This window comes from Bradyrhizobium iriomotense, from assembly GCF_018130765.1.
GTDB lineage: Bacteria > Pseudomonadota > Alphaproteobacteria > Rhizobiales > Xanthobacteraceae > Bradyrhizobium > Bradyrhizobium iriomotense_A.
Genome location: NZ_JAFCJZ010000011.1, coordinates 110,267 through 129,593, shown reverse-complemented (window position 1 = coordinate 129,593; position 19,327 = coordinate 110,267). Strand labels below are relative to the sequence as shown.

The window sequence follows — 19,327 nt, the reverse complement described above, 5'->3', positions numbered from 1 at the left end:
GTGGACCGCCCCGGAATGACAGACGGAAACAAAAACCCCGCGGCTGGCGCCGCGGGGTTTTGTCTTGTCTCGTCATCTCCGCTCAGTGCGCCAGGATCGCCAGCAGCAGAAGGGCCACGATGTTGGTGATCTTGATCATCGGGTTCACCGCGGGTCCCGCCGTGTCCTTGTAGGGATCGCCGACGGTGTCACCGGTGACGGCGGATTTGTGGGCATCGCTGCCCTTGCCGCCGAAATGGCCGTCCTCGATGTACTTCTTGGCGTTGTCCCAGGCGCCGCCACCCGAGGTCATGGAGATCGCGACGAACAGACCCGTCACGATGACGCCGAGCAGCATCGCGCCGACGGCCGAGAACGCCGCCGACTTGCCGGCCGCGCCGCCGCCCGCGATCGCGTAGATCACGAAATAGACGACGATCGGCGACAGCACCGGAAGCAGCGAGGGGATGATCATCTCCTTGATCGCCGCGCGGGTCAGCAGGTCGACCGCCTTGCCGTAGTCCGGCTTGTCGGTGCCCTGCATGATGCCGGGTTTTTCGCGGAACTGACGTCGCACTTCCTCGACGATCGCGCCGGCCGCACGGCCGACCGCGGTCATGCCCATCGCGCCGAACAGGTACGGCAGCAGGCCGCCGAACAGCAGACCAACAACCACGTAGGGGTTGTTGAGCGAGAAGTCCGGATTGACGCCGGCGAAGTACGGGGTCTTGTTCGCGACGAAGAACTTGAGGTCTTCGTTATAGGCCGCAAACAGCACGAGGGCACCGAGACCGGCGGAGCCGATCGCGTAGCCTTTCGTCACCGCCTTGGTGGTGTTGCCGACCGCATCGAGAGCGTCGGTCGACTTGCGCACCTCCTTCGGCAGGCCCGCCATCTCGGCGATGCCGCCGGCGTTGTCGGTGACGGGGCCGAAGGCGTCGAGCGCGACGACCATGCCGGCCAGCGCCAGCATGGTGGCGGTCGCGATCGCGATGCCGAACAGGCCGGCCAGGCTGTAGGTGACCAGGATGCCGGCGATGATGACGATCGCGGGCAGCGCGGTCGCCTCCATCGAGACGGCAAGGCCTTGGATCACGTTGGTGCCGTGACCGGTCACCGAGGCCTGGGCGATCGACTTCACCGGACGATAGTCGGTGCCGGTGTAGTATTCGGTGATCCAGATGATCAGCGCGGTGACGACGAGGCCGACCACGCCGCATTCGAACAGCGCCATGCCGGTGTAGCCGACGCCGTCGAGCTTGCCGAAGCCGATCAGGCTGTAGATCACCCCGGCAATGCCGATCAGCGACAGGATGCCAGTTGCGATCAGGCCCTTGTAGAGCGCCCCCATGATCGACTGGCTCGGTCCGAGCTTGACGAAGAAGGTGCCGATGATCGAGGTGATGATGCAGATGCCGCCGATGGCGAGCGGCAGCGTCATCATGTTGGCGAGGATCGGCGTCTTGGCGAAGAAGATCGCCGCGAGCACCATGGTGGCGACCGCGGTCACCGCATAGGTCTCGAACAGGTCGGCGGCCATGCCGGCACAGTCGCCGACATTGTCGCCGACGTTATCGGCAATGGTCGCGGGGTTGCGCGGATCGTCCTCGGGAATGCCGGCCTCGACCTTGCCGACGAGGTCGCCGCCGACGTCCGCACCCTTGGTGAAGATGCCGCCGCCGAGACGGGCGAAGATCGAGATCAGCGAGGCGCCGAAGCCGAGTGCCACCATGGCGTCGACCACGGTGCGGCTATCGGGCGCGAGCTTGAGCGAATGGACCAGGAAGCCGAAATAGAGGGTCACACCCAGCAGCGCGAGACCCGCCACCAGAAGCCCGGTAATGGCCCCCGCCTTGAAGGCGAGCTCGAGGCCGCCGGCCAGCGACGTCGTCGCAGCCTGGGCGGTGCGCACATTGGCACGGACCGAGACGTTCATGCCGATGAAGCCCGCCGCCCCTGACAGGACGGCGCCGATGGCAAAACCGATCGCGACATAAAGGCCGAGGAAATAGGCAAGCAGCACGAAGATGACGATGCCGACGATACCGATCGTGGTGTACTGGCGCCGGAGATAGGCCTGTGCGCCTTCGCGCACGGCTCCTGCAATTTCCTGCATGCGCGGCGACCCCGCATCCGCGCCCAACACCGAAGACGTCGCCCAAATCGCGTAGACGACGGAAAGCACTCCGCAGAGCACTATCAACCATAATGCTGTCATGTGATTTTTGCCTCAGATCCTTGATGTACCCCCGGCGCCTTTTGTTGTCCGTCGTGCGGTGCGGCGCCTTGATTTTGAACAAAGCCGCCCCTTTCCCGAAGGGGCGGCTCCAGTCGGTCACAAGCTTGCCAAAATCAAATTGAGGGTGCAACGCCGGATAGTGCCGAAAAGACCGATCTCGGCAGGTATTTAGACGAACCTTGAGAGCCTGGCCGCCGGTTTGGAGCAATTCCTAGAAGTGGCTGTAGGATAGGCGTTTCAAAACCAGTTCCTGGCCCTGCCCGTCCAGGAAGCGCGGGCGCTCGTGGCCCGCAACGATCGTGCCGATGACCGAGACCGCAACGCCGACGGCGCGCCCCGCGGCAATCAGCGCATCGCTTTGCGCCGGCGGCACCGTGCACAGCACTTCGTAATCGTCGCCCCCGGCAAGCAACGTCTCGACGCCAACGACGTTGCGGGCAATCAGCCCCGCCGCGGCAGCCGAGAGCGGCACGCTCGCCACGTCGACCGTCGCCGAGACGCCGGACGCGGCGCAGAGTTTCGTGAGGTCGCCGGCGAGGCCATCGGAGACGTCCATCGCGGCCGACGCATGGTCGCGCACGGCCCGCGCCAGCGCGTTGCGCGGCTGCGGCACGCGATAGCGCGACACCAGCAAATCCCGCGCAATGGGATCAGACATGAGTGCTCCGGCCACCGCGCCGCCCGTGAGCACGTCGAGACCGAGCGCGGCGTCGCCAATCGTGCCTGTCACGAGGATGCGGTCGCCAGCCCTAGCGCCGGTGCGGCCGGCCATCCGCCCCTTCGGCACGCGGCCGAAGGCGGTGATCGAGATCATCTGCGGCCCCGGCGTCGACACGGTGTCGCCGCCGAGCAGCGGACAGGCGAACGTCTTGGCGTCATCGCCGAGCGCGTCCGCAAACGGCCTGAGCCAGCCATCCTCCTTGCTGCGTAGCGCCAGCGTCAGCACGAAGCCGGCCGGCGTTGCGCCCTTGGCGGCGAGATCGGACAGGTTCACTCGCAGCGCCTTGCGCGCGATGGTGTCGGGAGGATCAGTGGCAAGATAATGCACGCCCTCGACCACGGCATCGGTGGTGACGACGATGTCGTCGCCGGATGAGGACAGGATCGCGGCGTCGTCGACCAGCCCGAACGCACCGGGATCGGTCGCCAGCGGCTTGAAATAGCGCGCGATGAGGGAGTCTTCGGCGGAGGCTTGGTATCTGTCCTGCGTCACGATAGCAGACCCGTCATCCTGAGGTGCGAGCCCTTGCGAGCCTCGAAGGATGGACGGCCGAGGTGCGACCTCAGCGGCACGCCGCCGCCCTTCGAGGCCTCCGCTTCGCTCCGGCACCTCAGGGTGACGGCTGCGGCGGAAGTCATCGTCTCAATTACCCCCGCCCGAACTCGTCACCGCGAAACTGGCGGCCGATCTGGTCCAGCACGGCGTTGACCATTCCGGTCTCCTCGCGGTCGACAAAGGCATTGGCGACGTCGACATATTCGGAGATGACGACACGGCCCGGCACGTCCTTGCGGTGCTCCAGCTCGTAGGCCCCGGCCCGCAGCACCGCGCGCAGGATCGCCTCGATCCGCTTCAACGGCCAGCCTTTCGACAGTGCCTCGTCGATCAGGGGGTCGAGCTTCTTCTGGTCGCGCACGACGCCGGAGACGACGTCGCGGAAGAAGGCGGCTTCCGCCGGCAGATAGGTGTCGCCCTCGACCTCGTTGCCGAGCCAGTGGCTCTCGAACTCCGCAAAAATGTCGTTGATGCCGGCGCCAGCGATGTCCATCTGGTACAGCGCCTGGACGGCCGCGAGCCGCGCCGCACCGCGCCGGTTCGCCTTCTTCTCGCTGAGCCCCGCCGGCTTCTTGGTGTTGTCGGCCATGGCTTTAAGCCCGCGCCAGGCGGCGTTTGATGCGCAGCATCGCAAGCGCCGCGCGCGCGGCATCGCCGCCCTTGTTGAGCTCGCTGGCTCGCGCCCGCGCCCAAGCCTGGTCCTCATTGTTGACGGTGAGGATGCCGTTACCGAGCGGCAGCTTGCGCGCCACGGCGAGGTCCATCAGCGCGCGCGAGGATTCCTGCGAAACGATCTCGAAATGGATGGTGTCGCCGCGGATCACGCAGCCGAGGGCAATCACCGCGTCGTAGGGCTTGCCGTTTGCCGCCGCAGCATCGACCGCGATCGCCACCGCCGCCGGGATCTCCAGCGCACCGGGAACCGTGATCACGTCATGCGTCAGGCCGGCCGCCTTCAGCTCGGCCACTGCGCCTTCGAGAAGCGCGTCCTGGAGATCGTCATAGAACCGGGCCTCGACAATCAGCGCGCGCGCGCCGGAAATGTCGGTCTGGTCCTTCAGGGGTGCGCGCCGCGCGTCTGCCATCGTTCAATCCGTTTCGAAAGGGGTCGGCGCTATGTAGTCGCCGCCAGAGGCTAAGCCAAGTTCAAAGAGACTGTCATTCCGGGGTGGCGCGCATGCGCCAGACCCGGAATCTCGAGATTCTCGGGTGCGCAACCGCGCACCCTGGTTCGATGCTAACGCATCGCCCCGGAATGACGGCTCTGCCGTCACTTCAATTCCGTCAGCCGCGCCGCGTAGCGGGCCATCAGATCGACTTCGATATTGACCTCGGCCCCCGCCTTCCAGCCGCCGATGGTCGTGACCGTCAGCGTGTGCGGGATGATCAGCACCGAAAAGGTCACGTCCGCAACCGTATTGATCGTCAGCGAGACGCCGTCGAGCGTGATCGAGCCCTTGGTGGCGATGAACCGCGCCAGCTCCCGCGTCGTCGAGAGCACGAACCGCGCCATGTCGGGCAGGTCCTCACGGCTGACGATGGTGGCGATGCCGTCGGCATGGCCGGCAACGATATGGCCGCCGAGTTCGTCGCCGATCTTCAGCGCACGCTCGAGGTTAAGCTTCGTTCCCAGCCTCCAGTGTTTTGCCGTCGTCAGCGCCAACGTCTCTGCGGCAGCATCGACGTCGAACCACGTCCTGCCGTCCGCAACACCGGATGCAACCACCGTCAGGCAGACGCCGTTGCAGGCGATCGAGGCACCGTCGGCAATGGTGGTCTGATCGTAGCGGCAGGCGATGCGCAGCCGATGCAGCTGGCCCTGCGCCGTCGGCGTGAAGCTGACGATCTCGCCGATGTCGGTGACTATGCCGGTGAACATGTTAGGCGCGCTCGTAGATGGTGAGAGTATCGTGACCGAATGTCTCGCTAGCATGAACCTTGTAGGCCTGCGACTGCGTGATTTTCGACAGGGGCAATGCATCGAGCGCATCGACGCCGCCTGCGCCGACCGCTTCCGCCCCGCGGAACAGCCAGATCTCGTCGACGAGGTCGGCCGCGACGAACGAGGCCGCAACGCGGCTGCCGCCCTCGACCATCAACCGCGTGATGCCCTTCTCGGCCAGCGCATGCAGCACGGCCGAAAGATCGAGCCCGGCTGCACTGCCTGGAGGCATGCGCATGATTTGCGCACCGGCAGCGCCAAGGCGCGTCGCAGCGGCCGCTTCCGCAAGCTCCGAACCGATCACCCAAAGCTGTGTCTCGCGCGCGGAGCGCACCAACTGGCTCGAGGCCGGAATGCGCAGATTCTGGTCAAGTACGACACGTATTGGAGAACGCGCTTCCATGCCCGGCAGGCGGCAATTGAGCTGCGGATCGTCGGCCAGCACCGTGCCGATGCCGACCAGGATCGCGTCGCTCTGCGCGCGCAAGAGATGCACGCGATTGCGTACGGCCTCTCCCGTGATCGCAAGCGGTTTGCCGCCGGCTGCACCGATCTTGCCGTCGGGCGAGACCGCGAGCTTCAGGATCACATGCGGGCGCTTGTCGCGGATGCGGCGGAAATGGCCGGCGTGGTCGAACGCAGCCTCCGCCGCGCAAAGACCGACATCCACCGTGATGCCGGCGGCGCGCAGGCGCGCATGGCCCTGGCCCGCCACTTCCGGATTGGGATCCTCGATCGCCGCCACCACGCGCTTGATGCCTGCAGCAATCACTGCATCGGCACAAGGCGGTGATTTGCCGAAATGCGAGCACGGCTCGAGGGTGACATAGAGCGTGGCGCCCCGCGCCGCTTCGCCCGCGCGCCGCAGCGCCTCGGGCTCGCCATGCGGCCGTCCACCGGGCTGCGTCCAGCCGCGGCCGACAATCACGCCGTCCTTGACGATCACGGCGCCCACGGCCGGATTGGGCCAGGTGCGCCCCTGCCCGCGCTTACCCAGCGCGAGCGCAAGCTCCATGAAACGGCGATCGGCCTCTTTGGCGTCGCGGGCCTTCTGCGCGAACTGATCCTCCAGGATGCGGAAGATCATTTGCGGATCGCGGCGAGCCGCGCTTCCTCCTCACCGGAGAGCTCGCCAAGCACGTCGGCGAAATCCTTGGCCTCGCGGAAATTGCGGTAGACCGAGGCGAAGCGCACATAGGCGACGTCGTCGAGCGTGCGCAGATGCTCCATCACGGTCTCGCCGATCACCTCCGAGGAGATCTCGGCCTCGCCCCCGGTCTCGAGCTCGCGCACGATGGTGGAGACCATCTTCTCGACCCGCTCCGGCTCAACCTGCCGCTTGCGCAGCGAGATCTGCACCGAGCGCATCAGCTTGTCGCGGTCGAACGGCACGCGGCGGCCATTACGCTTGATCACCGTGAGCTCGCGCAGCTGCACGCGCTCGAAGGTGGTGAAGCGGAAATTGCAGGCGACGCACACGCGCCGCCTGCGGATCACGGACGAGTCCTCGGTCGGACGCGAGTCCTTTACCTGCGTATCGAGACTGTTGCAGTTCGGGCACCGCATCCGCTTGCCTTGATCAGTTTACCTTGGCCTTACTGGTAGATCGGGAACCGGTCGGTGAGCGCCTTGACCCGTTCCTTGATCGCGGCTTCCACCAGCGGCGCCTTGCCGTCGTCGGACTGCGCGATCGCGTTGAGGACCTCGGCGATCATGCCGCCGACCTGCTGGAATTCAGCAACGCCGAAACCGCGGGTGGTCGCGGCCGGCGTGCCGAGACGCAGGCCCGAGGTGACGAACGGCTTTTCGGGGTCGAACGGAATACCGTTCTTGTTGCAGGTGATGGCGGCGCGGACCAGCGCCTTCTCCGAGACGTTGCCCTTCAGGCCCTTCGGCCTGAGGTCGACCAGCATCAGGTGGTTGTCGGTGCCGCCGGAGACGATATCGAATCCGTGGCTCTTCATCGCCTCAGCCAACGCCTTGGCGTTCTCGACGACGTTCTTGGCATAGACCTTGAAGTCCGGCCGCAGCGCCTCGCCGAAGGCAACGGCCTTCGCCGCGATCACGTGCATCAAGGGGCCGCCCTGGAGGCCCGGGAAGATCGCCGAGTTGAGCTTCTTGGCGAGCGTCTCGTCATTGCTGAGGATCAGGCCGCCGCGCGGACCGCGCAGCGACTTGTGCGTCGTGGTCGTCGTGACATGCGCATACGGCACCGGCGAAGCGTGCACGCCGCCGGCGACCAGGCCCGCGAAGTGCGCCATGTCGACCAGGAGGTAGGCGCCAACGCTGTCGGCGATCTCGCGGAAACGCTTGAAATCCCAAGCGCGCGAATAGGCCGAGCCGCCGGCGACGATCAGCTTCGGCTTGACCTCTTCGGCCTGCTTCTGCACCGCGTCCATGTCGATGATCTGGTCCTCGCGGCGCACGGTGTAGTGCGCGGCCTTGAACCACTTGCCGCTCATGTTGACGGGCGAGCCGTGGGTGAGATGGCCGCCGGCCGCGAGGTCGAGGCCCATGAAGGTGTCGCCGGGCTGGAGCAGCGCCAGGAACACCGCCTGGTTCATCTGGCTGCCGGAGTTCGGCTGCACGTTGGCGAAGTTCGCGCCGAACAGCTTCTTGGCGCGATCGATCGCGAGGTTCTCGGCGACGTCGACCCACTCACAACCGCCGTAATAGCGCGCGCCCGGATAACCCTCTGCGTATTTGTTGGTCATCACCGAACCCTGCGCTTCCAGCACGGCCCGGCTGACGATGTTCTCGGAGGCGATCAGCTCGACCTCATGGCGCTGCCGGCCGAGCTCGCCCTTGATGGCGGCTGCGATTTCCGGGTCGGCCTGCTCGAGCGAGGCGGTGAAAAACGAATCGGGCGCGGAGGCGGTCTTTGCGAGGGTCATCTTGCGAATATCTCCACCGCCGCAGCCTTTTGGCGGGCTACGGGCGGGTCTGGTGTGGCGATCGGAAGCACGCGCGATCTACCACATCGCCCGCCCCCGGCCAAGCATTTGCGGGTCGGGCCTGATATTTATGCAAGATATGGTGGGGATCGGGGATTGGGGCGCGCGAGCGGTCTCGAGGGAGCCGCCCGTGCACTGAACATCCTGAAGGGTCCGTTTCGGACCTTAAACCTTGCCCAGAAACCTTGCCCAAGGCCAGCCCCAGACGGCCCGCCTGCTCCCTAAAGCCCCGTATACCCCGCCTTCACGGGGTCCACGCTGCCGTCGAGCTGGCGCAAATAGGTCAGGCCGCAGACCGTCAACCTGTGCGGATCCTTCTCGCCAGCTTCCACCAGGGTATTGAGGTAGTTCGTCACCTTTGCGCGTGCCTCCTCGCTGGCTGCCGCCGTGCGATTGGCGAGCAGGTCATAGGTCTGCATGATGCGGTCGATGGCAGCTTCCATTGCACCCTCTGGTTCTTCCGAATTGCGGGAATCTTGATCAGGCAACCGCGCGGGCCTCGGACTGCGTCTCGAACCGGGCGATCGCCTTGTTGGCGAGCCTGATCTTGTTGAATTCGCCATGCTGGAGCAGCTTGATGATGATCTCGAGCAGGCGTTCGTTGGTGACGAGCGTATCGGGGATTGCGCCCGAGCGGCGGAGGTAATTCGCGGCGATGGCATAGGCATCGCTCACGAGCTCGACGTTCATTGTCTGCAACCCGCGCCCGCCGAGCATGGCATCCCTCCGATCCAGAGGATTAACTGCGATGCGGCGACCTGGTTCCCGTCCGCGCGGGCATTTTTTCGCAACTGCAAAACGTCAAAACGCACCGGTCCGGGCAAAGCCGGGCCGATGCGCTTGGGGAAGTCAGGCACGTTCGGGAGGCTTGCCGGTCTTGTTGGCGGGCCGGCTTGGCCTTGATCCCTTGGAACTCAGAGGCGGTACAGGATCTGGTCGGTCCAGAACCGCTCGAGACGGTGCAGCGACTTGTTGAGCGTGGAGAACTCCTCGCCCGAGATGCCACCGACCTGCTCGACCGTCTTGACGTGCTTCTGGTAGAGCGCGTCGACGATGCGGCGGACTTCCTGGCCCTGCGGGGTCAGGCGGATGCGCACCGAGCGGCGATCAACACGCGAGCGCTGATGATCGAGGAAGCCGAGCTCGACGAGCTTCTTCAGATTGTAGGAGACGTTGGAGCCGAGATAGTAGCCGCGGGTGCGCAGCTCGCCGGCAGTCAGCTCCTTGTCGCCGATATTGTAGAGCAGCAGCGCCTGCACCGAGTTGATGTCGGCGCGGCCGCGGCGATCGAACTCGTCCTTGATGACGTCGAGGAGCCGGCGATGCAGCCGCTCCACCAGAGTCAAAGCTTCCAGATAGAGCGACTGCACCGAACCCTGCTGGCCGGAGACGCGCTCTGCGGTATCTGCCGCAGTTGCGACGGCTTTCATCATGACACTTCCCCTGTTGTCGTTTTTATCGACACTTATTCGACGAAACTTGTGTCCCGTCCGATAGGTGCAACTTAAGGGGCTCGTTTGAAGATCGGCTTAAATAAGAGAATAAAGAGATCATGAATTTAAGACAGTGAATTGCGGATTAAGCCTGTGCCACAAGGACTTTTCGCAACCGTCTGTTGACCTTCGCAAGGTCCTGTTCACCCTCCGTCCGCCGCCACTGTCGCATTCCAGAACAGCCCCGCCCCGTTTCGAAACGGGCGCGTAACAGCTGTGGCGGAACACACGGAGTCAACGAAAAGTTACCTCGAATTTTAGGCAACCAGCGGTCAACCAAGCGCAACACTCTCGTGTCCCGGACAAGCGCAGCTCTTGGCAACGCGTAGCGTTGTCCAGGGCGAAGCGCAGAGCCGGGACCCAGATGTTTCAAAGCGAGATTGCGGATCAATGGGCCCCGGCTCTGCAACGCATCACGCCGCAAGTAGCGCCGTGCTGCGTCGCGTCCGGGGCACGAGAGTATTTGCGAGCGACGTCGCCTACGGCGGCCGTTCGCGCGCAGCCATCCAGGCGAGCGCCAGATAGGCGGCGAGCATGAAGACCTCGACGCCGACCACGACCAGGCTGCCGCCGTAGATTCCCGGGAACATCAGCTCGATCACCGCCATCGACACCACGGTGGTCAGCCACACCACCGCGCCCCAGGGCGTGGCAAGCCAGAGGCCCACCGCGGCAACGAGTTCGATCACGGCGAAATAGACGGTCGCGGCCTGCCAGGCCATCGACTGGTTCTCGAATGCCTCGTCCTCGCCGCCGACGAAGCCGGTCACCTGCGCCCAGTGATAGAGGCCCTTGAGGATCGAGAGCAGCGCCATCACCCGCAGGAACAGGACGAGCCGCCGCGTCCAGACATTGTCGTCGGACTCAGGCCGTTCCGACGAGATCGCCGCCACCGAGAGTGCGCTCTCTCTGGCATTCTCTCGGGCAGCGTCCCTGGCACTGGCGCCGTCACGGGCCGCATCGCGGGTGGAGATCTCGGACATAAGCCCCTTCTGGCTGCTTCGGCCCACAAAATCAATCGGCTGCCATCCCTTGCGGCAGGTCAAGCCGCGGTGACGGGAACCATGCGAGCTGGTATAAGAATAATTCCAGCCGGAGGAAGAATGATGGCGATCAAATACGGACGTCCGATCGAATTGCGCGAGGTGTCGCGCCGGGATGGCGGAGCAGCCTCCCCTGCCCTCGATCTGACCGTCCGCCCGCGCCGCAACCGCAAGGCCGAATGGGCCCGGCGGATGGTGCGCGAGAACGTCCTCACCACCGACGATCTGATCTGGCCGCTGTTCCTGATCGACGGCAACAACAGGCGTGAGCAGGTCGCCTCGATGCCGGGCGTCGACCGGCTCAGCGTCGACCAGGCTGTGCGCGAGGCCGAGCGCGCGATGAAGCTCACCATCCCCTGCCTCGCGCTGTTTCCCTACACCGACCCGTCCTTGCGGGACGAGGAAGGCTCGGAAGCCACCAATCCGAACAACCTGGTCTGCCAGGCCGTGCGCGCGATCAAGAAGGAATTTCCGGAGATCGGCATCCTCTGCGACGTCGCGCTCGATCCCTTCACCAGCCACGGCCATGACGGCCTGATCTCCGACGGCAAGATTTTGAACGACGAGACGGTGGCCGTACTCGTGCGCCAGGCGCTGGTGCAGGCCGAAGCCGGCTGCGACATCATCGCGCCCTCCGACATGATGGACGGCCGCGTCGCCGCGATCCGCGAGGGGCTGGACCGCGCCGGCCTGCTCGACGTGCAGATCATGGCCTATGCGGCCAAATACGCCTCCGCCTTCTATGGCCCCTTCCGCGACGCGATCGGCTCGGCCAAGACGCTCACCGGCGACAAGCGCACCTACCAGATGGACAGCGCCAACACCGATGAAGCGCTGCGCGAGGTCGAGCTCGACATCGCGGAGGGCGCCGACATGGTGATGGTGAAGCCCGGCATGCCCTATCTCGACGTCGTCCGCCGCGTGAAGGACACCTTCGCGATGCCGACCTTCGCCTACCAGGTCTCCGGCGAATACGCGATGATCGCAGCCGCCGCCAACAACGGCTGGCTCGACGGCGAGCGTGCGATGATGGAGAGCCTGCTCGCCTTCAAGCGCGCCGGCGCCGACGGCGTGCTGAGCTATTTTGCGCCGAAGGCGGCGGAGAAGCTGCGGAGCCAAACGTAAGGCGCCGTAGGGTGGGCAAAGCGAAGCGTGCCCACCACTCCATCTATCGTGCACGACAGCGGGCAATGGTGGCACGGCGCTACGCGCCTTTGCCCACCCTACGGCTCCCGCGCCAGCGGCGCGAACCGCCCCCGAATCGCCGGAATATTTCGGCTTGCTAACGCCCGCGCGCCCTTGGCACGGGGATGGCCTGTTCCCATGTCCTGCGAAGGGGCTTCGCTGGGAGAACGGACGATGTCGGACTCGGGTAATTCAGGCGCCTGGCGCAACGACGGCGCCGTGCAACCGCACGCCTACGATCCCTATCTCCACCCGGAACTGTTCCGGGGCGTCGCGACGCGACGGGTGTTCGCGTTCCTGATCGACATGGTCGTGATCTCCGTTCCCGTCATCCTCGGCTACATCTTCATCGCGCTATTCGGCGTGGTGACGCTCGGCATCGGCTGGGCATTGTTCTGGCTGGCCTGGCCGGCCTCCGTGATCTGGGCCATCGTCTATTATGGGGCGTGCATCGGCGGCCCGTCCTCGGCAACGATCGGGATGCGGGTCATGGATCTGGAGCTGCGCACCTGGTACGGCGCGCCCGGCTATTTCGTGCTCGGCGCTACCCATGCCGTGCTGTTCTGGGTGACGGTGTCGTTCCTGTCGCCCTTCGTGGTGCTGGTCGGCCCGTTCAACGGCCGCCGGCGCCTGCTCCACGATTTCGTGCTGGGAACGGTCGTGATCAACAATTCCGTCCGTGCCCCCGTGCCGCAAGGCGCAAGGACCTACTGAGAACCCGGCAATCAAGGACCTATCAACCAGGACCGACTAAGCTGACGCATGACCCGCCGAGCAGACCAATTGACCGAGAGCTTCCGTAGCGCGATGCTGATACTCACTTCGGAGGCCCACGACGTCCCTTGACCCAGCACTCGCGCGACACCCCCCAATTTTACCTTACGGCGCCCTCGCCCTGCCCGTATCTGCCGGGTCGGCATGAGCGCAAGGTGTTTACGCACCTCGTGGGTGACCGCGCCGGCGACCTCAACGACCTCCTGACCCATGGCGGCTTCCGCCGCAGCCAGTCGATCGCCTACCGGCCGGCCTGCGACCAGTGCCGCGCCTGCGTCTCGGTCCGGGTCATCGCCAACGAGTTCCGGCCCTCGCGCAACTTCCGCAAGGTGATGGCGCGCAACGCCGACATCATCGGCGAGCAGCGCAGCGCGGTGCCGACCTCCGAGCAATATTCGGTGTTCCGCGCCTATCTCGACGCCCGCCACCGCCATGGCGGCATGGCGGACATGACCGTGCTCGACTACGCCATGATGGTCGAGGACAGCCATGTCGAGACCCGCATTATCGAGTACCGCAAGCGCGGCCCCGACAGCGGCATCACCGGCCGCGGCGAGGAGCTGATCGCGGTGGCACTCACGGACGTGCTCAGCGACGGCCTGTCCATGGTCTATTCGTTCTTCGAGCCGAGCCAGGTCAGCCGCTCGATGGGCACCTTCATGATCCTCGACCACATCGCCCGCGCGCGACGTCAGGGCCTGCCTTACGTCTATCTCGGCTACTGGATCGAGGGCTCCAAGAAGATGGACTACAAGGCCCGCTTCCTGCCGCAGCAGCGGCTTGCTCCCTCAGGCTGGCTGCGCATCGATGCGCAGGGCGATACGGCGTCCGAGCCGCAGGACTAATCTCTCTCTGTCATGCCCCGCGAAGCTGCGTGGTGGTAACATCACCCGAAAAACGTATCCGCCAGCAGCTTCACATTCAAAATCACGATCACGCCCGCGACGATCCAGGCGATCGCGGCAACGGACACCGGGATCGCGAACTGCCCCATCTTGCGGCGGTCGGAGACGAAGCGGACCAGCGGAATGACAGCGAAGGGCAGCTGCATCGACAGCACGACCTGGCTGAACACCAGCAAATCCGCCGTGCCGCGCTCGCCATAGATCGCGGTGACGATGATCACCGGAATGATGGCGATGCCGCGCGTCAAGAGGCGGCGCGCCCAGCTCGGCAGGCGCAGGTCGAGAAAGCCCTCCATCACGATCTGACCGGCGAGCGTTGCCGTCACCGTCGAGTTGAGGCCCGAGGCAAGCAGCGCAATGGCAAACAGCGTCGAGGCAATGCCGAGGCCGAGCAGCGGCGACAGCAGCTCGAAGGCCTGGCCGATCTCGGCGACGTCGGAATGGCCGCTCTTGTGGAAGGTCGCGGCAGCCACGACGAGGATCGCGGCGTTGATGAACAGCGCCAGCATCAGGGCGATGGTGGAGTCCGTCGTCGCCCATTTGATCGCCTCGCGGCGGCCCTCGTCGTTGCGCTCATAGGCACGCGTCTGCACGATCGAGGAGTGCAGGTAGAGGTTATGCGGCATCACGGTGGCACCGATGATGCCGATCGCGATGTAGAGCATCTCCGGATTGGTGAAGATCTCGCTCTTCGGCACGAAGCCGTGCAGGACCTCCGCGACCGGCGGAGCTGCCGCCGCGATCTGGACCACGAAGCATGCCGCGATCACCGCCAGCAGCGCGATGACGAAGGCCTCCAGGAATCGAAAGCCGCGGTTCATCAGGATGAGAAGCAGGAACGCATCGAGCGCTGCGAGCAATGCACCGCCGATCAGGGGAATGCCGAACAGCAGTTTCAGCGCGATCGCGGTGCCGATCACCTCGGCGAGATCGCAGGCGATGATCGCCGCCTCGCAGGCGAGCCACAGCATGAAATTGACCGCCGGCGAATAGGTCGCGCGGCAGGCCTGCGCGAGGTCGCGGTCGGTGACGATGCCGAGCCGCGCCGCCAGCGACTGCAGCAGGATCGCCATCAGGTTCGAGAGCAGGATGACGGAGAGCAGCGTGTAGCCGAACTTCGAGCCGCCGGCGAGGTCGGTCGCCCAATTGCCGGGGTCCATGTAGCCGACCGAGACGAGGTAGCCCGGACCGACGAAGGCGAGCAGCCGCCGCCACCACTGGGCCGCGACCGGAATGGCGACCGTGGCATTCACCTCGGCGAGGCTTTTGGTGGTTGGCGCGTCAGTGCGCCAGCCGGCGGCATCGGGGGTTAGATCGGGCGAGCGGGCATCCATGCGGTCAGAATACCGAAGTCGAGGCTTATTGCAACTCATTTGCAACTGCATCTAGCCGCATCAGTTCCCCGGCGCGGGCCGCGTTCTGCCCCGCCCTGTCGGAAAGCGGGTGGTTTGGCCGCCGTCGGGCGCGAATACTGGCGCCAAACCGACTTTGCAGGAAATGAGCCATGTCAAATTCGCCGCACCTCCCTGACACCTTCAGCCGCCTCGCCTGGTCCAATCTCGCGGCGCAGTCCGCCGAGCAGATCGCGCTGGCCGCCGCTCCCATCGTCGCCGTGCTGACGCTCGGGGTCGCCGAGGGCCAGACCGGCGTGCTGCAGACCGCGCTGACCCTGCCCTTCGTGCTGTTCGCCATTCCGGCCGGCCTGCTCGCCGACCGCATCTCCCGCCGCGCGCTGATGGCGGGCGCCGAGGCGCTGCGGGCGGCAGCGCTCGCATCCATCGTGCTGCTGCTCGTGCTCGGTGCGCTCAATCTGCCGCTGCTGGCGTTGCTCGGCTTCGCGGCGGTGTGCGGCACCGTCGTCTACAGTGTCGCCGCGCCGGCGCTGGTGCCCTCGCTGGTCAGCGCGGACCAACTGCCAGCTGCAAATGCCCGCATCGAGCTTGCGCGCACCGTTGCCTTTGCAAGCGGGCCAGCGCTCGGCGGCGCACTGGTCGGCTGGTGGGGGGCGAGCCTCGCCTTCGGCTTTGCCGCGGCGCTTTCGGCCATCGCCGTGGTGCTGCTCTCCGGCATCTACGAGCCCGCTCGCGCGCCGATGCCACGGCGCCATCCGTTCCAGGAGATCCGCGAAGGCGCGGCCTTCGTGTTCCACCATCCGCTGCTGCGGCCGGTGTTCATCACCCAGTTCATCTTCAACACCGGTTGGTTCCTGCAGATCGCGGTGTTCGTGCCCTATGCGGTGCGCCATCTCGGCCTGACCGCCACCGGTGTCGGCACGGTGCTGACGATGTACGGCGTCGGCATGGTGATTGGCGCGCTCTTCGCGACGCGCGTGATGAAGCGCATCGCCTTCGGCACGGTTGTCGGCCTCGGCCCGGTCACGGGCTTCATCGCCTCGGTGGTGATGGCGCTGACGGTGCTGGTCCCCTCGCCCTGGCTTGCGGGCTTGAGCTTCTTCCTGCTCGGCGTCGGCCCGATCCTGTGGGTGATCTCGACCACGACGTTGCGCCAGTCGGTGACGCCGCCGCGCCTGCTCGGCCGCGTCTCCGCCATCAACATCATGAGCTACGGCGCCCGTCCGCTCGGCTCGGCACTGGGCGCGATCGTCGGCGGCTTCTGGAGCGCCGAAGCGTGCCTCTATCTTGCGGCGGCGGTATTCGCCGCGCAGGCGCTGGTGATCCTGCTGTCGCCGGCTGCGGCACTCGACCGGCAGCCGGACATGGTGGGAGATGAGGTGGCGGTGGGGTGTTAGCTGCGTCGCGATTGAGGCAAGCATTCTCCGTCGTCCTGGCGAAAGCCAGGACCCATTACCTCAGGGAGGAGTTCGGGGCGAACCAGCAACTCCGAGCCTTCGCAAAACTAAGGCCGGTGGTTATGGGTCCTGGCTTTCGCCAGGACGACGTTGGAGAGGCAGTCGGCTCAACTCGCCAGATACCGCTCATAGCTCCCCGTCACCGGCTCGCTCGCATCGACCTCGGGATCGAGCGTGTAGAGGTCCTGCGCGCGGCCGATGCCACGCAGCGCGTAGCGGCCGGTGGAGACGAGATAACGGCGGCCGGCGGCATCCAGTCCCTTGTAGAACTCCGCTGATGCCAAGAGTTCGCGATCGACCGAGCGGCTCATCGAGGCGATGCGACTGACCTCGTTCACCGTCGGGCCGACCACCGTGAAATCGAGCCGGTCCTCGCTGCCGATATTGCCGTAAAAGACCTCGCCGACATGCAGGCCGATATAGGCGGACGTGGTGGGACGGCCGTCGGCCGCCCGGCGCGCGTTCAGCGCCGAAACGTTCTGTCGGAACAGGTGCTCGGCGCGCAGCGCGGCGCGGCGCGCGGCTGCCATATCCTCGCCGGTGAACATCGCGAGCACCCCGTCGCCGATCAGCTTCAGGACGTCGCCGCCGGCGTCGTGGATGGCGTCGATCACCGCCTGCGCATAGTCATTGAGGAACGGGATGATCTCGTCCGGGCCAATGCTCTCGCTGATCCCGGTCGAGCCGCGCAAATCCGAGTACCAGAGCACGGCATTGATGCGCTCGGTGACGCCGCGCGAGATGCGGCCGCGCAGCACCTGCTCGGAGGCGTCGCGGCCGAGATAGACCCGGCCGAGCGTGCGCGCGATATCGACCTGCTGCGCCGATTTGATCGCAAGTCCCAGCACCGGCACCAGATCGCGCAGCGCCTCCAACCCGTCTTCGCCAAAGCCTTCGGGGCGGCGTGTGGTCCAGCAGGAATACAGGCAATCCATCAGGCCGAGCGCGCCGTTCTCGCCGAAGCGATGCACGAAAGCGAGATAGTGCTTGTGGCCCTTCTCAGCGAGTTCGCCGATCTGCGAGAAATCCAGCGACGGCGCATCTGCAAGATCGATCACCATCTCGTCGTGGCCGTGCTCGAGCATGTGGAAGAATACCGAGCGGCGCCAGCTCTTGGCGGCATCGCCCTCGGCGGTCGAGCCGTATTCGAACATGTCGCTCTCGTTGCTCTGCCGGTCACTCCAGCGGAAGCCGCGGCCCTCATAGATCGGATGCAGCGTGTCGATGACGACGAGGGCGCGCGAGAGTTCCAGGCCCTCGGCGCGGCAGCGCTCGCAGAACCCGCGGAGCAGTTCGTTTTCGGGCAGGCCCGTGAGCCCCTGGCCGGTCAGCCAGTTCATCAGCGCAAGGCGCGAGGTCAATTGCATACGCCATTATGCCGTGCATTCGTGACGAGCGAAAGGCGCAAGCCTCGCGCGGGCCGAGCGCAAGGTTCCCCGTCCCGCGCAGGTCGAATATGCCGCAGCCGCGGTTGACGCACTCGCTACGCGGGCGGCAAATGCTTGCGATGATGACGTTGTCGGCCAGAATCGAAAGCACGTGCGGATGAGCCAGCGCCAGCTTCCGATCATCCTGGCGCTCGGCACCACGCAGACCCTGGCCTGGGCCTCCAGCTACTATTTGCCGGCCCTGCTCGCCGACCCCATGGCGCACGACCTCGGCGTCTCCTCCAACTGGATTTTTGGCGCGTTCTCGGCCTCGCTCGTGATCTCTGCGATGCTTGGCCCGCGCATCGGGCGGCAGATCGATCTCGTCGGCGGACGGCAGGTGCTGTCGGTCTCCAACCTGACCATCGCCGCCGGCCTCGTGCTCCTTGGGTTCTCGCAATCGATCACGGTGATGGCGATCGCCTGGCTCGTGCTCGGCATCGGCATGGCAATGGGACTCTACGATGCCGCCTTCGCCGCTCTGGGGCGCATCTACGGCACCGAGGCGCGCCGGCCGATCACCGGCATCACGCTGATGGCGGGCTTTGCCTCCACCGTCGGCTGGCCGCTCACCGCCTGGGGCCTTGCCCATATCGGCTGGCGCGAGACCTGCTTTGCCTGGGCCGCCGCCAACATCCTGATCGGCCTGCCGCTCAACTTCTTCATGCTGCCCGCGATCAAGGGCGCGAGGCAGGCGGCGGCGAGCGCCGAGAAGCCGCATCTGCCGCTCGACCGAACCATGATCCTGCTCGCCTTCGTCTTCGCCGCGGTCTGGACCGTCACCGGTGCGATGGCCGTGCATTTCCCGCGCATCGTCGAGGCCACGGGCGCGACGCATGTCGAGGCGATCGCAGCCGGCGCGCTGATCGGCCCGGCGCAAGTGGCGGCGCGCATCCTCGAAGCCAGCGTTCTGAGCCGCTTTCATCCCTTGTGGTCGACGCGGCTAGCCTCTCTCACCCACCCGATCGGCGCTGCCGTCGTCGCCATCTTTGGAGGGGCCGCCGCGAGCGCGTTTGCGCTGTTCCACGGCTCGGGCAACGGCATCCTGACGATTGCACGCGGCACGCTGCCGCTGTCGATCTTCGGCCCCAAGGATTTCGGCTATCGCCTCGGCATCATCGGCGCGCCGGCGCGGATGGCGCAGGCCGTGGCGCCGCTGGTCTTCGGCCTGCTGATCGACGTCATGGGCGCCAGGGTGCTGATCGTCTCATCCGCGCTCAGCCTCTCGGCGCTGGCGGCGCTGTTCCTGATCCGCGCCGAGCGGCGGCCGGATTGACCGCACCGCCGCTTTCGCGCACAAG

At 65.8% G+C, this 19,327-nt stretch carries 19 protein-coding genes; 5 read left to right on the top strand and 14 right to left on the bottom strand.

The annotated features are described in order from the left end of the window. Positions 1-82 precede the first annotated feature (82 nt). From JQ635_RS20050 to JQ635_RS19995, 12 genes are all read right to left on the bottom strand, one after another. Positions 83-2,197, bottom strand: coding sequence for a sodium-translocating pyrophosphatase (locus JQ635_RS20050; RefSeq protein WP_211411522.1), 2,115 nt, complete (start codon positions 2,195-2,197; stop codon positions 83-85). Positions 2,198-2,429: 232 nt separating this feature from the next. After that, positions 2,430-3,431 carry a thiamine-phosphate kinase gene (gene thiL / locus JQ635_RS20045; protein ID WP_211411521.1) on the bottom strand — a complete coding sequence of 334 codons (1,002 nt, stop codon included), beginning with the start codon at positions 3,429-3,431 and terminating at the stop codon, positions 2,430-2,432. Between the two features lie 154 nt (positions 3,432-3,585). Beyond that, positions 3,586-4,083, bottom strand: a complete 498-nt coding sequence (gene nusB / locus JQ635_RS20040) for a transcription antitermination factor NusB (RefSeq protein ID WP_211411520.1) — start codon at positions 4,081-4,083, stop codon at positions 3,586-3,588. Positions 4,084-4,087: 4 nt separating this feature from the next. Then, positions 4,088-4,579 carry a 6,7-dimethyl-8-ribityllumazine synthase gene (gene ribH, locus JQ635_RS20035; protein WP_211411519.1) on the bottom strand — a complete coding sequence of 164 codons (492 nt, stop codon included), beginning with the start codon at positions 4,577-4,579 and terminating at the stop codon, positions 4,088-4,090. A gap of 185 nt (positions 4,580-4,764) precedes the next feature. Beyond that, positions 4,765-5,373, bottom strand: coding sequence for a riboflavin synthase (locus JQ635_RS20030; RefSeq protein ID WP_211411518.1), 609 nt, complete (start codon positions 5,371-5,373; stop codon positions 4,765-4,767). A 1-nt stretch (position 5,374) separates the two neighbouring features. Beyond that, positions 5,375-6,523: a bifunctional diaminohydroxyphosphoribosylaminopyrimidine deaminase/5-amino-6-(5-phosphoribosylamino)uracil reductase RibD gene (gene ribD, locus JQ635_RS20025; protein ID WP_211411517.1), complete on the bottom strand. Its 1,149-nt coding sequence runs from the start codon at positions 6,521-6,523 to the stop codon at positions 5,375-5,377. Continuing rightward, the gene (gene nrdR / locus JQ635_RS20020) at positions 6,520-7,002 is read right to left on the bottom strand and encodes a transcriptional regulator NrdR (protein ID WP_011087793.1); all 483 of its coding nucleotides are present in this window, start codon (positions 7,000-7,002) and stop codon (positions 6,520-6,522) included. Before nrdR ends, ribD begins: the two co-directional genes overlap by 4 nt. Before the next feature lie 29 nt (positions 7,003-7,031). Beyond that, positions 7,032-8,330 carry a serine hydroxymethyltransferase gene (glyA, locus tag JQ635_RS20015; RefSeq protein ID WP_145680152.1) on the bottom strand — a complete coding sequence of 433 codons (1,299 nt, stop codon included), beginning with the start codon at positions 8,328-8,330 and terminating at the stop codon, positions 7,032-7,034. A 281-nt stretch (positions 8,331-8,611) separates the two neighbouring features. Beyond that, positions 8,612-8,833: a hypothetical protein gene (locus JQ635_RS20010; protein WP_018644620.1), complete on the bottom strand. Its 222-nt coding sequence runs from the start codon at positions 8,831-8,833 to the stop codon at positions 8,612-8,614. Between the two features lie 37 nt (positions 8,834-8,870). Then, the gene (locus JQ635_RS20005) at positions 8,871-9,107 is read right to left on the bottom strand and encodes a hypothetical protein (protein ID WP_211411516.1); all 237 of its coding nucleotides are present in this window, start codon (positions 9,105-9,107) and stop codon (positions 8,871-8,873) included. Between the two features lie 197 nt (positions 9,108-9,304). Continuing rightward, positions 9,305-9,823 carry a transcriptional regulator LdtR gene (gene ldtR / locus JQ635_RS20000; RefSeq protein WP_018320040.1) on the bottom strand — a complete coding sequence of 173 codons (519 nt, stop codon included), beginning with the start codon at positions 9,821-9,823 and terminating at the stop codon, positions 9,305-9,307. Positions 9,824-10,362: 539 nt separating this feature from the next. Next, positions 10,363-10,866, bottom strand: a complete 504-nt coding sequence (locus JQ635_RS19995; RefSeq protein ID WP_211411515.1) for a DUF6163 family protein — start codon at positions 10,864-10,866, stop codon at positions 10,363-10,365. 123 nt (positions 10,867-10,989) lie between these two features. Between JQ635_RS19995 and hemB the strand changes: the two genes are divergently transcribed. The 3 genes from hemB (at position 10,990) to JQ635_RS19980 (ending at position 13,730) form a co-directional block, all read left to right on the top strand. After that, positions 10,990-12,051, top strand: coding sequence for a porphobilinogen synthase (hemB, locus tag JQ635_RS19990; RefSeq protein WP_211411628.1), 1,062 nt, complete (start codon positions 10,990-10,992; stop codon positions 12,049-12,051). 234 nt (positions 12,052-12,285) lie between these two features. Continuing rightward, entirely contained in the window at positions 12,286-12,825 is a 540-nt protein-coding gene (locus JQ635_RS19985) for an RDD family protein (RefSeq protein WP_246583653.1), read from the top strand. A 128-nt stretch (positions 12,826-12,953) separates the two neighbouring features. After that, on the top strand, positions 12,954-13,730 hold the full coding sequence (locus tag JQ635_RS19980; RefSeq protein ID WP_018644615.1) for an arginyltransferase: 777 nt from the start codon (positions 12,954-12,956) through the stop codon (positions 13,728-13,730). A 41-nt stretch (positions 13,731-13,771) separates the two neighbouring features. Here JQ635_RS19980 and JQ635_RS19975 read toward each other — a convergent pair whose 3' ends face one another. Further along, complete coding sequence (locus JQ635_RS19975; RefSeq protein WP_211411513.1) at positions 13,772-15,124, bottom strand: Nramp family divalent metal transporter; 1,353 nt, start codon at positions 15,122-15,124, stop codon at positions 13,772-13,774. A gap of 170 nt (positions 15,125-15,294) precedes the next feature. Between JQ635_RS19975 and JQ635_RS19970 the strand changes: the two genes are divergently transcribed. Next, positions 15,295-16,539 (top strand): MFS transporter, encoded by a 1,245-nt coding sequence (locus tag JQ635_RS19970; RefSeq protein WP_211411512.1) that lies wholly within the window; start codon positions 15,295-15,297, stop codon positions 16,537-16,539. 167 nt (positions 16,540-16,706) lie between these two features. On the opposite strand, the gene JQ635_RS19965 is transcribed toward JQ635_RS19970, so the two are convergent. Continuing rightward, positions 16,707-17,966: an adenylate/guanylate cyclase domain-containing protein gene (locus JQ635_RS19965; protein ID WP_211411511.1), complete on the bottom strand. Its 1,260-nt coding sequence runs from the start codon at positions 17,964-17,966 to the stop codon at positions 16,707-16,709. Positions 17,967-18,144: 178 nt separating this feature from the next. On the opposite strand from JQ635_RS19965, the gene JQ635_RS19960 reads away from it, so the two are divergent. Then, on the top strand, positions 18,145-19,302 hold the full coding sequence (locus JQ635_RS19960) for an MFS transporter (protein ID WP_211411510.1): 1,158 nt from the start codon (positions 18,145-18,147) through the stop codon (positions 19,300-19,302). Positions 19,303-19,327 lie beyond the last annotated feature (25 nt).